General features: G+C 73.7%; 15 protein-coding genes. 1 reads left to right on the top strand and 14 read right to left on the bottom strand.

Annotated elements, in window-relative coordinates; translation table 11 throughout:
• Nucleotides 1–27: 27 nt before the first annotated feature.
• From P0L94_04280 to P0L94_04235, 10 genes are read right to left on the bottom strand one after another with little or no spacing between them, the layout of a single operon-like run.
• Nucleotides 28–450, bottom strand: a complete 423-nt coding sequence (locus P0L94_04280) for a universal stress protein (GenBank protein WES65293.1) — start codon at nucleotides 448–450, stop codon at nucleotides 28–30.
• Nucleotides 447–1,058 (bottom strand): V-type ATP synthase subunit D, encoded by a 612-nt coding sequence (locus tag P0L94_04275; GenBank protein WES65292.1) that lies wholly within the window; start codon nucleotides 1,056–1,058, stop codon nucleotides 447–449. Before P0L94_04275 ends, P0L94_04280 begins: the two co-directional genes overlap by 4 nt.
• The gene (locus P0L94_04270; GenBank protein ID WES65291.1) at nucleotides 1,055–2,485 is read right to left on the bottom strand and encodes a V-type ATP synthase subunit B; all 1,431 of its coding nucleotides are present in this window, start codon (nucleotides 2,483–2,485) and stop codon (nucleotides 1,055–1,057) included. The genes P0L94_04275 and P0L94_04270 overlap by 4 nt, the downstream gene beginning before the upstream one ends.
• Nucleotides 2,482–4,215, bottom strand: coding sequence for a V-type ATP synthase subunit A (locus tag P0L94_04265; protein WES65290.1), 1,734 nt, complete (start codon nucleotides 4,213–4,215; stop codon nucleotides 2,482–2,484). Before P0L94_04265 ends, P0L94_04270 begins: the two co-directional genes overlap by 4 nt.
• Nucleotides 4,203–4,739: a hypothetical protein gene (locus P0L94_04260; protein ID WES65289.1), complete on the bottom strand. Its 537-nt coding sequence runs from the start codon at nucleotides 4,737–4,739 to the stop codon at nucleotides 4,203–4,205. Before P0L94_04260 ends, P0L94_04265 begins: the two co-directional genes overlap by 13 nt.
• Nucleotides 4,736–4,963 (bottom strand): V-type ATP synthase subunit F, encoded by a 228-nt coding sequence (locus tag P0L94_04255; GenBank protein WES65288.1) that lies wholly within the window; start codon nucleotides 4,961–4,963, stop codon nucleotides 4,736–4,738. Before P0L94_04255 ends, P0L94_04260 begins: the two co-directional genes overlap by 4 nt.
• Nucleotide 4,964: 1 nt before the next feature.
• Entirely contained in the window at nucleotides 4,965–5,405 is a 441-nt protein-coding gene (locus P0L94_04250; protein ID WES65287.1) for an ATP synthase subunit C, read from the bottom strand.
• Complete coding sequence (locus P0L94_04245; GenBank protein ID WES65286.1) at nucleotides 5,402–6,727, bottom strand: V-type ATPase 116kDa subunit family protein; 1,326 nt, start codon at nucleotides 6,725–6,727, stop codon at nucleotides 5,402–5,404. The genes P0L94_04250 and P0L94_04245 overlap by 4 nt, the downstream gene beginning before the upstream one ends.
• Nucleotides 6,714–7,631: a hypothetical protein gene (locus P0L94_04240; GenBank protein WES65285.1), complete on the bottom strand. Its 918-nt coding sequence runs from the start codon at nucleotides 7,629–7,631 to the stop codon at nucleotides 6,714–6,716. Before P0L94_04240 ends, P0L94_04245 begins: the two co-directional genes overlap by 14 nt.
• Nucleotides 7,628–8,074 (bottom strand): hypothetical protein, encoded by a 447-nt coding sequence (locus P0L94_04235; protein ID WES65284.1) that lies wholly within the window; start codon nucleotides 8,072–8,074, stop codon nucleotides 7,628–7,630. The genes P0L94_04240 and P0L94_04235 overlap by 4 nt, the downstream gene beginning before the upstream one ends.
• 192 nt (nucleotides 8,075–8,266) lie before the next feature.
• On the opposite strand from P0L94_04235, the gene P0L94_04230 reads away from it, so the two are divergent.
• The gene (locus P0L94_04230; GenBank protein WES65283.1) at nucleotides 8,267–8,995 is read left to right on the top strand and encodes a hypothetical protein; all 729 of its coding nucleotides are present in this window, start codon (nucleotides 8,267–8,269) and stop codon (nucleotides 8,993–8,995) included.
• A gap of 19 nt (nucleotides 8,996–9,014) precedes the next feature.
• Here P0L94_04230 and P0L94_04225 read toward each other — a convergent pair whose 3' ends face one another.
• The 4 genes from P0L94_04225 to P0L94_04210 form a co-directional block, all read right to left on the bottom strand.
• The gene (locus P0L94_04225; protein ID WES65282.1) at nucleotides 9,015–9,557 is read right to left on the bottom strand and encodes a gamma carbonic anhydrase family protein; all 543 of its coding nucleotides are present in this window, start codon (nucleotides 9,555–9,557) and stop codon (nucleotides 9,015–9,017) included.
• Between the two features lie 10 nt (nucleotides 9,558–9,567).
• Nucleotides 9,568–11,709 carry an acyltransferase family protein gene (locus P0L94_04220; protein ID WES65281.1) on the bottom strand — a complete coding sequence of 714 codons (2,142 nt, stop codon included), beginning with the start codon at nucleotides 11,707–11,709 and terminating at the stop codon, nucleotides 9,568–9,570.
• 68 nt (nucleotides 11,710–11,777) lie between these two features.
• A complete protein-coding gene (locus P0L94_04215; GenBank protein WES65280.1) occupies nucleotides 11,778–13,283 on the bottom strand; it encodes an amidohydrolase family protein in 1,506 nt (501 codons plus the stop codon).
• Nucleotides 13,280–13,921 carry an FMN-binding negative transcriptional regulator gene (locus P0L94_04210; protein WES65279.1) on the bottom strand — a complete coding sequence of 214 codons (642 nt, stop codon included), beginning with the start codon at nucleotides 13,919–13,921 and terminating at the stop codon, nucleotides 13,280–13,282. The genes P0L94_04215 and P0L94_04210 overlap by 4 nt, the downstream gene beginning before the upstream one ends.
• Between the last annotated feature and the right edge of the window lie 2 nt (nucleotides 13,922–13,923).

Raw genomic sequence — 13,923 nt, 5'->3', positions numbered from 1 at the left:
ATCGGGGGCTTCGCGCTTTCCGATCGATCAGATCCGCGGCGGCACGACGACCACCGGCACCTCCGCATGCTCGAGCACGCGGAGCGTATGGCTGCCGACGCGCGGGATCGCGTGGCCCGGGCGGTCGACGACGGCCATGACGACGAGGTCCGCCGAGCATTCGCGCGCCTCGGCGAGGATCTCGCGCGCGATGCGCCCGTGCCGCCGCGTGGTCGTCGCCGGCACGCTCGCCTCGTCGGCCACGCGCACCACATGGCGCAGCGCCGCGTCCGCGCCGTCTTCGAGATGCACGAGAGCCGTCGTGGGATGCGGCCCGCCCGTCACCGGCTCGGGGTCGACCACGGCGACCGCGCGCAGGCGCGCACCCAGGCGCGCCGCCAGTGCGATGGCGGCATCGGCCGCCTCGAACGCGGCGGTGGAGTCGTGCACCGCGACCAGGATCACGGTCATGATGGGCTCCTCTCTTCGGCGCTGAGATCGGCCGCCCAGCGCAGACGAAGCGTCTCTTCGAGGTCCTGCTGCTCGAGCTGGTCGCGCATGCGGCGCAGATCCTGCTCGAGACGCGGCACCCACCGGCGCTCGATCGCCCGACGGCGGACCTGCGTCGCCTGCAGCTCCGCGGCCAGACGCGCCCGGGCGTGGTCGATGACGGCGTGTCGGACGCCGGCGACGAGCGCGTCGCGATGGGCGGCCGCGGCCAGGGCCAGCGCCGAGCTCCCGCCGACCGCCCGCTTCGGCGGCAGCTCGCACGCGATCTCGTCCGGGCGCAGCGCCCCCATCGCGGAGCTCCACGTCACCGTCGCGGCAGCCTCCTCGAGCGGCGCGGCCTCGTGAATGCGCTCGCGGCCATCGAGTGCGGTCGCACGCCGGAGCCATACGGCCGCGTCGCGGGCCAGGCGCTCCCACTCGGCACGGCTGCGATCGGCCTGCAACTCGAGCCGCTCGACCTCGTCGGCCATGATGCGCTGTCGGCGCTCGAGCAGCTCCGCGGCGTGCCGGGCGACCGCGAGGCGCCGCTCCAGCCGCGCCCGTGCCGGTCGGCTCGCCGGGGTGTTCACTGCTCCTCCTCGTGACGCGCGCGGTGACGTTCGATCATCGCCGTCGGGATCATCGTCAGCTCACGCTCGGGAAGTGCTCCCAGCGCGTCCCAGATCCGGTCGAGCGTCTGATCGAACGACCGGTCCTCGTTCTCTCGCTGCGTGAGCACGCTGCGTTCGAAGCGGTCCCGGTAGCGCAGGTAGGCTTGATCGGTCTCCCCCAGCGAATCGGATCCCATCAGCTCCGCCAGCTCGGCAGCGCGCATCGAGCGCGACAGCGACGCGAGGGCCTGCGCCGACACCGGCAGGTGATCCTCGCGCGTACGGCCTTCGCCTGCTCCCGCCCGCATGAGCCGCGACAGCGACGAACCCGTGTCGACCGGCGGGTGGACCCCTCGCGCCGCGACGTCGGCGGCGAGCACGACCTGGCCCTCGGTGATGTAGCCGGTGAGGTCGGGCACGGGATGCGTGATGTCGCCGCCGGGCATCGTGAGCACCGGGACGATCGTCACCGACCCGTCGTGACCGCGCACGCGTCCGCACCGTTCGTAGATCGAGGCGAGATCGCTGTACAGGTAGCCCGGATAGCCGCGGCGGGCGGGGATCTCGCGCCGCGCCGCCGACACCTCGCGCACGGCCTCGGCGTAGCTGGTCATGTCCGACATGATCACGAGCACGTCGTCCCCTTCCTCGTACGCCAGGTGCTCCGCGATCGTGAGCCCCACACGAGGGGCGAGGATGCGCTCGATGACGGGATCGTCGGCGGCGTTCAGCAGCAGCACGAGTTCGCCCGAGGCGGCGCGCTCCTCGAGACGGTCGCGCACCATGTCGATGTCGGCGTGCGTGAGGCCCATCGCCACGAAGACGACGCGGAAGCCCGCGCCCGCGGAGCGGGCCTGCGCGGCGATCTGGGTCGCCAGTGCCAGGTGGGACAGACCCGGGACGGAGAAGATCGGGAGCTTCTGCCCGCGGACCAGCGTGGTCAGGCCGTCGATCGCCGAGATGCCCGTGCGGATGGGGTCGGCCGGAGGCTCGCGGTGGACCGGGTTCAGCGGCATCCCGTTCACCGGCACCGTCGCCTCGCCGACCACCGGGGGCCCGCCGTCGAGCGGATCGCCCCGGCCGTTGCACACCCGCCCGAGCCAGCCCGGGCCGACCGGGATCGCGAACGGGTCGCCGGTGAACCGGACGCCGACCGATCCCGGTTCGATGCCCGCCGTCCCCTCGAGCACCTGCAGCGTCACCAGATCACGCTCGACCTCGAGCACGACGCCGTGACGAACCGACCCGTCGTCCAGTTCGACGACGGCGGATTCGTCCCAGCCGACGTCGGAGGTTTCGCCGAGCACGAGGAGCGGACCCCGCAGCGCGTGGACATCGCGGAACTCGATGCGCTGCGCCTCGGCCGTGCGCCGGCGGGGCTCGTGCGATCCGGTCGAGGTCGTCACCGCAGCGCCTCCAGCCGCCGGAGCATCGGCTCACGGCGGGCCTCGACGCCGGCGGCGTCGTCGGGACCGGTCTCGTCCCGCGCTCGCAGCACATCGCCGAAGTCGATGCGTTCGATCGCGGCCGCCGGCACGCCCTCGGAGGCCAGCAGTGCGCAGCGGTCGGCGACATCCAGCACGAGGTCGAGGATCGCGGCCGCCTTCTCCGCGGAGCAGTAGACGTCGTTCGGGCTCAGAGCGCTCTGCATGAGCACGCCGTCGCGCACCAGTCGACCGCCGAGCAGGATCATGCGCTCATGACCGGGCAGCGAGGCCTGGCCGAGGAGCTCTGCGAGAGAGGCCAGCCGGTCGGACTCGGCCAGCATCGTGATCGCGCGAGCGCGGCGGGCGGCCCACGCCGCATCGCCGTTCTCGGCGTACCACCTGCCGATCGCATCGTCGTCGCGCGCGAAGGAGGCCGTCCAGCTGACCGCGGGGTAATGGCGGGCGTAGGCGAGGTCGCGATCGAGCTGCCACAGCGTGCGCGCGAACCGCTGCGTGGCCGTCGTCACCGGTTCGGTCATGTCACCGCCTGGAGGCGACACGGCGCCGATCACGGTGACCGAGGCGACCGTGCCGCCGATCGTGTCGACACGCCCCGCCCGCTCGTAGAACGCCGCGAGCTCGCTGGCGAGGCTCGCCGGATACCCCTCCTCGGCGGGCAGCTGCCCGTTGCGGTTCGCGAACTCGCGCAGCGCCTCGGCCCAGCGCGACGTCGAGTCCGCGATGACCACGACGTCGTAGCCCATGTCGCGGTAGTACTCCGCGACGGTGACGCCGGTGTGGATCCCCGCCTCGCGCGCCATCATGGGCATGTTCGACGTGTTGGCGATGATCACCGTGCGGTCGATGAGCCGCCCGCCGGTCCGCTCGTCCGAGAGCTCGGTGAGGGTCCCGAGCACGTCGGCCATCTCGTTCCCGCGCTCGCCGCACCCCACGTAGACGATGACGTCGGCATCGCTCCACTTCGCGATCTGCTGCAGCAGCAGGGTCTTGCCCGCCCCGAAGCCGCCGGGGACCGCCGCGGTCGCGCCCTGAGCCACGGGGAACAGCAGGTCCAGCACGCGCTGTCCCGTCCGCAGCGGCACGGCCTCGGAGCGCCGCTGCCGGAACGGGCGCGGCCGCCGGATCGGCCACGGCACGGTCAGTCCCACGTCGCGGTCCCCGACCCGGGCGATGACGGCGTCGGCGGCGACCGGTTCGGCACCGGCGACCCACGTGAGGGTCCCGTCCGAACCGGCGGGCACGAGCACGCGATGCTCGACCGATCCGGCATCCGCCACCGTTCCGATCACCTCTCCCGCGGCGACGTGGTCGCCGACGCGAGCGGACGCGGTGAACCGCCACGACCTGGCCTGCCCGGGGGCCTCCGCCGTGCGCGCCGCGCCGAGCCACAGTCCGGCGCCGGTGAGCGGACGCAGGAGTCCGTCGAACGCCTGGCCCAGCAGCCCCGGACCGAGCGGGACCGACAGCTGGGCTCCGGTCGACTCGGCGAGGTCGCCGCTGCGCAGACCGCCGGTGTACTCGTACGCCTGCAGGACGGCTCGGTCGCCCTCGCGCTCGACGGTCTCGGCGCTCATCCGATCCGGTCCGAGCGCCACCACATCGGCCATCGCCAGGTCGCCGACGCCCTCGACCTCGACGAGCGGCCCGCTCACGCGGACGACGGAGCCCCGCGTGCTCACCCGCTCCATACGTCCCGCATCTCCTTCGGCATCCGCTCCGACGCCGCATCGGCGAGAGCCGGAAGCGACAGGTCCAGCCGCCGCGACCCCGCGTCCACGATCACACCGCCGTCGGGATGCTCGGTCACGACGGCGTGGGGTCCGAGAAGCGCCCTCCCCCGCGCTTCGAGACCGCGTCGCATGTCCGGATACCGCTCGTCGCTCACGAGATCGCGCACGCGGGCCCTGACCTCGTCGCGCAGACGTCCTCTCGCGGCTTCGCGGTGTGCGAGCACGTGCTCGGAGGCCGTGCGGCGTGCGCGCGCCGAGCCGTCGCGGGCCACGATCTCGCCCGCCGCCCGGCCGTCGGCGACCGCCGCGGCGATGATGCGGGCCGCCTCGTCCTCCGCTTTGTGCACGATCGCGGCGCGCTCGTCATCGGCCTCCCGCCGCATCCGGTCGGCCTGCCGCTCGGCAGCCGCGGCGATCGCGCGCCGCACCGGCTCCAGCGCCTCCTCCGCCCCGTCGGGGAGCCCCGCCCGGCGGGCGCTCATACGGGCATCACCGCCACCATGCGGCGCCCCTCCCCGACGTCCTCGCCGAGCGACGCCGCCGCCTGCGCGGTGAGCACGACGACGCCGGCGTCCTCGGGGAGCGCCTGCCACGCGCGCCTGACCGCCTCGGCGTCGGCGGCGACCAGCACCGTCGCACCCGCGAGCCGGTACCCGTCGACCAGGTGCTCCTCGCCGATGACCGCGATGCGGAGGAGATCCGGCATGTCAGGCGTTCCCGATGATGATGATGGCGATGATCAGGCCGTAGATCGCGATGCCCTCGGCCAGTCCGACGATGACCATGGCGCGCCCGAACATCTCGGGGCGCTCGCTCATGGCGGCAAGCGCCGCCGCGCCGGTGTAGGCGACCGCGATGGCCGCACCGATGGACGAGCCCGCGACGGCGATCGCCGCGGCGATCAGCGCGGTTCCTCCGGCGCCGGTGGCCGTCGTGGGATCGGTCGTGGCCGCCTCGACCGCACCGGCCGCGACCGCGGGGGGCGAGGCGGTGAGCGCCTGGACGAAGACGACGCCGGCGGCGATCGCCACTCCGGCGTTGACCACCACCAGAGCCTTCATACCGGCGCTGCGGGTGCGTCGGAGCAGCACGAGGGCGGCGGCGAAGGCCACAGCGAAGACGGGAAGGGCCATGACCCAGACGGTCATGCGGGTCTCCTCTCAGGAACGGGCCGGTCGCCGGCGGCGACCTCGCCCTCGTCGGTGGACGGGATCGAAGCGGGGGTCCAGGGGCGGAACGGACGCCCCTCGGACTCGAAGACGCGGGAGAACAGCTCGTAGTACGACAGACGCAGGGCCTGGATGGCCGCGACGAGGGCCTCCAGTCCGAACGTCAGCACGTTTCCCACGACGAACAGGACGACGGCGGCGATCATGCCGAGGGGGCCGAGCGCCCACAGCGCGGTCGTGCCCTGCCAGACCACCAGGAGCAGTGCCGCGTGGGTCAATCCGAATGCCGCGAGGCGTGCGAACGACACCACGTTGGACCCGAGGCGGATGACGGTGTCGCCCACCTCGATGACGGTCTGCAGGACCCCCGCGAACTTCCCGCCCGATGCCACGTAGAGGCCGATGGAAAGGAACACGACGGCCAGGACGGCCAGTGCGGCGGCGACCATGACGAGCCAGGTCAGGCTCCACACGAGGCCCCCGGCCAGCGCCGCGGCGGCGAGGAAGAGCAGTGATCCGGCGACGCCGCTGCGGGCGTACAGCGCGTATCCCCATCCGCCCTCGCGCACGCGGTTGACCGTGCCGATCGCGTAGGCGGCGGCCAGCAGCACCGACCCGAGCACGATGGCCGCGATGAGGAACGGCACGGGCTCCTCGAGGGGCGCCAGCCACAGCACCGGCACGAGACCGGTGGGGCCGAACGCCTCGCCGTAGAGGAACCCGAATGCCATCGCCGCGGCGCCCGCCGCCGACACGAATGCCCACGCGCGCCGCAGGCCGGCGAAGCGGCGCGGGCGTCCCGTGCGCAGCAGCAGTCCGATGGCGAGCAGGATGGCGCCGTGACCGACATCGCCGAACATCATGCCGAACATGACGATGTACGCGAACGCCGCCGCACGCGCCGGGTCGACATCGCGGTAGGGCACCGTGCCGTAGGTGTCGACGAGCGTGCGGGACATGCCCGCGCCTCCGCTCTCGCCCGACAGCATCGTCGGCGGCTCGACGCCGCGCGGGCGGCGGATCGGGACGGCGGCGGCACCGGCCGGCGCCAGCCGCTCGGCCAGCCGCGGCAGCGCCCTCGCCGGCGTCCACCCGACGTAGCCGGCCAGACCGTCGCGCACGACCGCCGCGTCGCACACGCGGTCGAACTCGTCCGGGCCGGCGTCGGCGTGGCGCGGGAGGTCGAGTTCGACGCTCCCGCTCGCGGCGATCTCGGCGAGCATCGGACGGACCCCCGACGCGGGTGCCACGAAGGCGACCCGCTCCATGCGCACCGGCGTCAGCGCCTCACGCCACGACATCGAGGAGCTCCCCTCCCCCGGCATCGGCCGCCGCGAGGGCCTCGGCCACGCGCAGCGCATCGCTCCACAGCACGGCGAACGCGCCGACCGCCGTCTCGGGGCCGAGACCGCGGTCGCGCAGCAGACGGAACCCGTCGCTCTCGGCGCGAGACCGCCACCCCTGCTCGGCACGCCACAGCTGCGCAGGGTCGTCGACACCGGTCAGCGGCGCGGCGCCCGACGGCGGGAGCGCCGCCCGGAGACCTGCCAGCTCGCGGCGCGCGACCCACGCCTCGCCGAGCACCGCCCGGGAGAGCGCGACGAATCGATCCGGCGGCTGCCGACCCTCCACGACGCGGATGCGGGCGGCCCGCAGCGCGAGCGCACCCGTCGCCCAGGACGCGGTCGCGGGAGCCGCGGATGCGATCCTGCGCAGGAGGCTCGCCGCGAGCACATCGGCCATCGCCGACGGCTCGGCTCCCGGATCGCCCCACACGCCGTGCCGCAGGTCCGCGCGGATGGCCGCGGGAGACGCGGCCTCCCACACCCCCGCGGACACCGTCGCCAGCGCGCCGAGATCGTAGCGCGGCGGAGCCTGGACGCCGCGCTCGAGCGCATCCACGACGGCCACGAGGTCCTCGTACTCGAACACGGCCGCGAGTGCCCGAGCGAGCCGTGTGCCCGCGGGCGGCATCCATCCCGCGAGCACCCGCAGCTCCCACAGGACCGCGCGCTTCACGTCGCGCTGGGCGGCCGCGAGGTCGTCGGACGTCGCCACGCGCGAGGCGTAGAGGCTCGTTCCGAGCGCCTCGATCGCCGAAGCGAGATCCGACCGGCGGGCGACGGCGTCGGCACCGCCCGTCCCCAGCCGCCGCGCGCTCGTCGAACGCGCACGCACCGCCGCCGCGGTCCAGTCGCCGATCACGAGACGGTCTCCGCCTTCTCTGGTCGCTCCAGGAGCTCCTCGCGCAGGCGTCCCACCACGCGGTCGACGGCGGCGGGAAGCGCCCGCCGCGCCGCATCGTCGATGCGGTCGGCCTCGGCGCGGGCCGCGTCGACGATGTCCCGATCGGCCGCCGCGGCGGCGCTCTCGACCTGCAGCGCGGCTTCCGCGCGCGCCGCCGCGGCATCCGCGTGGGCCCGTTCGACGATCGACGCCGCGGACGCCCGCGCCTCCTCGCGCGCGTCCGCCGCGGACCTCTGCGCTGCCGCGACCGCTTCCTCGGCGGCACGCACGTCCGGAGCGAGCGCTGCGAAGACGGGCGCGAGCTCTTCCTCGGGTCCGCGCCGGTCCGCGGCCGGAACGGCCGTCGCGGCCGCACCCGGGGCTCCGACCGGACGGAAGCGATCGAGGAAGCTCAAGCGCACCGCGCACGCACCTCCCTGTCGATGTGATGCGGCACCGAGCCCGTCGCGCCCGTCATGGCGACGGGCGTGGCGGCTCCGATGCCGACGGTCCGATTCTGCCTCCGGCGCGCGGGGCCGCACCAGGGCCCCGGGCACCGTCGCGGGACCTTGGGCCCATGACGATCGGGGCTCGACCGCCGGACACTGGGCGGCATGAGCACGGGCGCGCGCGCATCGGATGCCACGACCGCGGCCATCCGGACGGCCGCGCGCCGTCGCGTGCTCGCGACCTGGGTCCCGGCCGCGACGATCGCCGAGGCGATCGGCTTCGTCGTCCCGGCGGGCGCGGGCGTCGCCACGGCCGCGTCGTCCCCCGGCGTGCAGCTGGCCGTCGTGCTCGCGGCCGGAGCGGTCGAGGGCGCGCTGCTGGGCGCCGGGCAGGCGTGGGCGCTGCGGCGGCTCGAGGTCCCCGTCCGGGCCGCGCGGTGGGTGCTGCTGACCGCCGCCGGCGCGGTGCTCGCGTATCTGTGCGGCATGGCGCCGTCGACATGGGCGGCGAGCGTCTTCGCGGGACCACCGTGGGCGCAGGTCGTGTTCGGCCTGGTGGCGGGCGCCGTGCTGCTGGTCTCGATCGGCGGCGCGCAGTGGTTCGAGCTGCGCCGGCGCGTCGCGCGGGCCGGTCATTGGGTGTGGATCACCGCCGTGGCCTGGATCGCGGCCCTCGGGGTGTTCCTCGCCGTGGCGATGCCCCTGTGGACGGACGGCCAGCCGTTCTGGCTCACGCTGGCCATCGGGATCGGCGCCGGGCTGATCATGGCCGCCGTCGCGGCGGCCGTGACCGGGGCCGGACTGGCGCGCCTGCTGCGCCCGCGCCGGGGGTCCGGCCGAAGCGCCCCGCGCGCGGCCTCGGGCCCTGCGCTCGGCGCTGCGCGCCACGTCTGACCGACGGGCGCCGGCGTCCTCAGCCGCGCATCGGCTCCGCCGCCACGTGGGTCGCGGTGTGCGCACGGTACGTCTCGGCGTTGTGCAGGAGCTTCTCCCGCTCCTGGGGGGTGAGCTCACGCCGCACCTTCGCGGGGACGCCGGCGACGAGCGAGCCGTCGGGGATCTCCGTGCCCTCGAGCACGACCGCTCCTCCGGCGATGAGGCATCCTGCGCCGATGACCGCGCCGCTGAGGATCACCGACCCCATGCCGATCAGCGAGCCGTCCCCGATGGTGCAGCCGTGCACGACGGCGTTGTGGCCGACCGATACGTTCTCGCCGATGACGACCGGGCTGCCCGAATCGACGTGGACCGAGACGTTGTCCTGGATGTTGCTGCCGGCGCCGAGCGTGATGCTGTCGCCGTCACCGCGCAGCACCGCGTTGTACCAGACGCTCGCGCCCTCGCCGAGGCGCACGTCGCCGATGACGCGTGCGCCGGCGGCCACGAACGACCCCTCGGCCAGCTGCGGGATCGAGCCCGCGACGGACAGGACGGAGGCACCCTCGGCGATCGTCATGGCTCCGACCTTACGGGGCGCGCGCGGCGAGTGCGTCCTCGAGGGCGGCGGCGTACCACGGGCCCAGGCTGTCGGCGAACGTCACCGTGATGTGGTCCTGGTCGCGGTAGACGTTCGCGCCGCCCACGACCGGGGAGCAGACCTCGGCGCCGCAGAACACGTCGGTGAAGTCGAGGAGCGTGACGCCCTCGACGCCGGCTGCCGCGTCCCGCAGGGGATCGTCGGCGACGAGGACGTCGCCGCGCGCGCCGTCGCACTCCGCGGCATCGCGCGTGCGCAGGCACTTGTTCGGGTCGGTCGCCCACACCGGGTTGTCGACGACGGTCACCACCGGGATGCCGCGGTCGAGGACCTCGCCCCACGCCTGGCGATAGCCGGCGACGGCGGCGTCGTGCGCCGAGTCGAATCCGTCCGCGGAGTAGGGCGTCGTCGCCAGCGCCGAGGTGAACACGACGTCGACGTCGGATTCGGCCAGCGCCTCTCGCACGCTGTCGCGCCACTGCGCGCATGCCTGCCCGAACGCGCCCGGCGTCGACAGGGGCGTGGTGTTCCACGGGCACGCGCCCTTGAACCACGTCACCAGGCGCCAGCCTTCCTTCTGCGCGAGACGATCGAAGGTCGACAGCAGCTGGTACGCGTGGCTGTCGCCGATGAGCGCAACGGTCGGCGCGTCCGGATCGTCGACGCCGAACGCGCACGTGACCGGCCGCGCATCGTTGAGCTGGACGAAGCACTCGGGGTGCTCGGGCCGGTCGATGCCCGCGAATCCGGGATCGGGCCGGATGTCGGCGAACTCGACTCCCTCGCAGGAAGGATCGAGCACGGATGCCGCACCGAAGCACTCCGGCGGATCGGCGCGCAGCTGCTCGATCTCGGTCACTCCGGCGCGATACGCGGGCGCGTTTACCGCCCACGCCCCGCCCGCGACGCCCGCGACGAGCGCCATCGCGGCGAGCGAAGACCACAGCGTCACTCGCGCCCGGCGGGTCGTCAGGACCTTCCAGCCGCGCACGGGGTCCTCGACGAAGCGCTTGGTGAGCCACGCGAGCACGAAGCAGATGACCAGCAGCGACAGCCGATGCCAGATGGTGAGGCCCCAGAACGGCACCGAGGGCGCGATGATGATCAGCGGCCAGTGCCACAGGTACAGCGAGTAGGAGATGTCGCCGGTGAACTGCGCCGGACGGATCGCGAGCACGCGCGTCGGGTACCACCAGCGGTCGGTGTTCGACGCGGCGATCACCGCCGCGGCCCCGAGCGTCGGCACGAGCGCCATGTAGCCGGGGAACGGCGTCTGGCCGTCGAACCGGAGCGCCGCGAACAGCAGCGCCGCGATGCCCGTCCAGCCGAGCACGAAGCTGCCCACCGCGTGGCGCACGCGCAGCATCGGCACCAGTGCGATCATGGCGCCCACCCCGAACTGCCACATTCGCCCGAAGGTGACGAAGTAGGCAGGCGCCGGATCGGTGATCGTGAAGGCGACGCAGAAGACGAAGGACGCGACCGTCACGATCCCCAGAGCGACCAGGACGGCGCGGCGGCGTGCTCCCCGGGCGTAGCGGACCCCGATCCAGGCCGCCAGCAGCATGATGAGCGGCCACATGACGTAGAACTGCTCTTCGAGCGAGAGCGACCAGTAGTGCTGCACCGTCGTGGGATCGCCGGCGTGGTTGAGGTAGTCCGCCGAGTTCAGCGCGAGGTACCAGTTCTCGACGTAGAAAGTGGACGCGATGATCTCGCGGACCTCGTTCTGCAGCGCCGAGATCGGCATGAGGTAGGGGCTCCCGGCGACGATGGCGCTGAACAGCAGGACCAGGAGCGACGCCGGCAGCAGTCGCCGCGCGCGCCGGGCCCAGAACTGCGACAGCCGCACGGTGCCGGTCGCGGTCAGCTCGCGCATCAGGTGCGACGTGATCAGGAAGCCCGAGATCACGAAGAAGACGTCGACGCCGACGTAGCCGCCCGTGAGCCGGCCGGGCCAGAAGTGGTAGAGCACGACGAACAGCACCGCGATCGCGCGCAGGCCCTGCACGTGCGGCAGGAACCGCGACGGCTCGGCGTGCTCGGGCGAGCGGTCGCGCGGCTGGCGGGTCACCGTCTGGGTCGGGTGCCCCAGATTCTGCGGCCCGAAGTCGTGGTCAGCGGATGGCACCTCTCGACGTTAGTCGGTGACGGGGCCCGCTCCGCGCATCAGCGGCCCGTTTCGCCGCGGGGACCCGGTCAGGCCGCATGCGTGACGCGGCCGGCCACCAGTGTCGCCGCGACCCTCATTCCGCGCAGCTGCGCCTCCGTGACGGCCAGCGGATCGTGCTCGCACAGTGCCAGGTCCGCGACGAGCCCGGGCTCGAGGATCGCGGCATCCCGGGAGCCGCCGTGCGTCGACGCCGCCAGTGCGGTCGCGGCGTCGACGCCCTCGTGGGGCTGCCACGGCTCGCGGTCGTCCCGCGTCCGGTGCACGGCCGCCGCGATGGCCGCCCAGGGGTCCAGCGCCGACACCGGCGCGTCGGAGCCGAACAGCAGGTTCGCTCCCCCGTCGGCGAGAGCGCGGAGCGGATACGGCTGCGCGGTCTGCGCGGCCCAGATCGAGTCGGTGAGATCGCGGTCGTCGAGCGCGTGCTCCGGCTGGACGCTCGCGCCGACGCCGAGGCGTCCGAACCGCGGGATGTCGGCGTGGGCGACGAGCTGAGCGTGCTCGATCGTGCCCCATGCCCCGGTCGCCGCGAAGGCGTCCAGCGCGTTGCTGTTCGCGACGTCGCCGATGGCGTGCACCGCCGCCGAGAGCCCGCCCGCCGCGGCGCGGCTCAGCAGCTCGTGCAGTGTCGAGGGGTCGACGGTGAGCATCCCGAGGTCATGCGGATCGTCCGGGTAGGGGTGCGAGCACGCGGCCGTGCGCGTGCCCAGCGACCCGTCCGTGATCACCTTGAGCGGGCCGACGCGGAAGAGATCGGATGCCGTCCCGCGCGCGGTGTCGCCGGAGCGCAGTCCCTCGCCGATCGCGCGGTCGAGATGCTCGGGGTAGAGACCGAACTCCACCCGCAGCGTGTCGAAGCCGGCGGCGGCCCGACGCGTCCACGCCTCCTCGTTCCAGGCCATGTCGAGGTCGACGATCCCGACGATCCCGCGCGCCGCCGCATCCCGCGCCATGCGCGCGACCAGCCGATCGGACGTGGCCGGGTCGACGTCGTTGAGTCGGCGCGAGATCTCGAACGCCGGGCCTTCGCGAAGGACGCCGACCCCGTCGGGCGCGTGGCCCTCGCGCCGCAGCGCCGCCGAGTTCAGCCATACGCTGTGCACATCGGCGTTGACGAGGTACGTGGGCACGTCGCCGGTCGCGGCGTCCAGCACCGCGAGGCTGGGAGGATCGGCCCAGAAGGCGTCGCGGAAGCCCGACCCGATGCGGCGCCCGCCCGGCAGGATCGGCGCATCCCGCATGAGCGCGGCCGCGTGCGTCGCGCTCGTCGCGCCGCCGAGTTCGACGCGCTGGGCGGCGAGGGCCCACTGCACGACGTGGACGTGGTGGTCCCACAGTCCGGGGATCAGCCACGCGCCGTCCCCGGCGAGCACGCGACCGCGACGGGGCAGGGCCCGGGCCGGGGCGATGTCGGCGATGCGGCCGGCCGCGATGTGGACGTCGACGAGCTCGTCCTCGAACGGGTCCAGGCGCTCGCCGCCGGTGAGCCGGACATCGGCGATGACGGCGATCCGCTCGCCGACGCCGACGCTCATCGAGCGGCCCTCCGCGTCCGAAGATCGCGAATCATCTCGTCCGCCAGCCGCGGGTCGGCGTACGCCGCGCCGCCGGCGCGCAGCTCGCCGATGATCGTCTCGACGACCTCATCCGGCTTGTTCTGGCTGAGCTTGCGCTTGGCCACGACCTTCGTCGGGGTCAGCCGGAACCCGGTCGTGCCGCGCGCCAGCCGGTCGACGTACGCTTCGTCGTTCGGCGGCGCCCACATCCCGCGCGGCTGCGGCATCCCGCTCTCGAAGTTCTCCACGAGCCGCTCGAGCACGCGCACGTTCTCGTCGGCGTCGAGGACCTCGGGAACCCCCGTGAGGTGCGCCGAGACGAAGTTCCACGTCGGAACCGCGGCGACCTCGCCGTACCAGCCCGGCGAGATGTAGCCGTGGGGTCCCTGCACGACGATCATGAGCTCGCGCTCGCCGAGACCGTGGATCAGATCGTCGGGCCGGTCGACGTGGCCGACGACGGTGAGGTCATCGTGGGCGTCGTCCAGCAGCACGGCGTAGTGCGACGCGACCAGGCCGTCGTCGGTCGCGCTGACGAGCGTCACCCACGGGTTCAGCTCGATCAGGCGCCGCAGCTCCCGCACGTCGGTCATCGCGAAACTCGGGTTCTGACGCATCC

The sequence above is a fragment of the Microbacter sp. GSS18 genome, assembly GCA_029319145.1.
In the GTDB taxonomy this organism is placed as follows: domain Bacteria; phylum Actinomycetota; class Actinomycetes; order Actinomycetales; family Microbacteriaceae; genus Microbacterium.
This window is presented reverse-complemented; position numbering and strand designations above follow the sequence as displayed.

Bases quoted from the DNA above. Each gene is read 5' to 3' on its own strand.
- P0L94_04260 (WES65289.1), bottom strand. From the start codon at position 4,739: ATGAGCGCCCGCCGGGCGGGGCTCCCCGACGGGGCGGAGGAGGCGCTG.
- P0L94_04250 (WES65287.1), bottom strand. From the start codon at position 5,405: ATGACCGTCTGGGTCATGGCCCTTCCCGTCTTCGCTGTGGCCTTCGCC.
- P0L94_04245 (WES65286.1), bottom strand. From the start codon at position 6,727: ATGTCGTGGCGTGAGGCGCTGACGCCGGTGCGCATGGAGCGGGTCGCC.
- P0L94_04230 (WES65283.1), top strand. From the start codon at position 8,267: ATGAGCACGGGCGCGCGCGCATCGGATGCCACGACCGCGGCCATCCGG.
- P0L94_04255 (WES65288.1), bottom strand. From the start codon at position 4,963: ATGCCGGATCTCCTCCGCATCGCGGTCATCGGCGAGGAGCACCTGGTC.
- P0L94_04215 (WES65280.1), bottom strand. From the start codon at position 13,283: ATGAGCGTCGGCGTCGGCGAGCGGATCGCCGTCATCGCCGATGTCCGG.
- P0L94_04265 (WES65290.1), bottom strand. From the start codon at position 4,215: ATGGAGCGGGTGAGCACGCGGGGCTCCGTCGTCCGCGTGAGCGGGCCG.
- P0L94_04225 (WES65282.1), bottom strand. From the start codon at position 9,557: ATGACGATCGCCGAGGGTGCCTCCGTCCTGTCCGTCGCGGGCTCGATC.
- P0L94_04210 (WES65279.1), bottom strand. From the start codon at position 13,921: ATGCGTCAGAACCCGAGTTTCGCGATGACCGACGTGCGGGAGCTGCGG.
- P0L94_04280 (WES65293.1), bottom strand. From the start codon at position 450: ATGACCGTGATCCTGGTCGCGGTGCACGACTCCACCGCCGCGTTCGAG.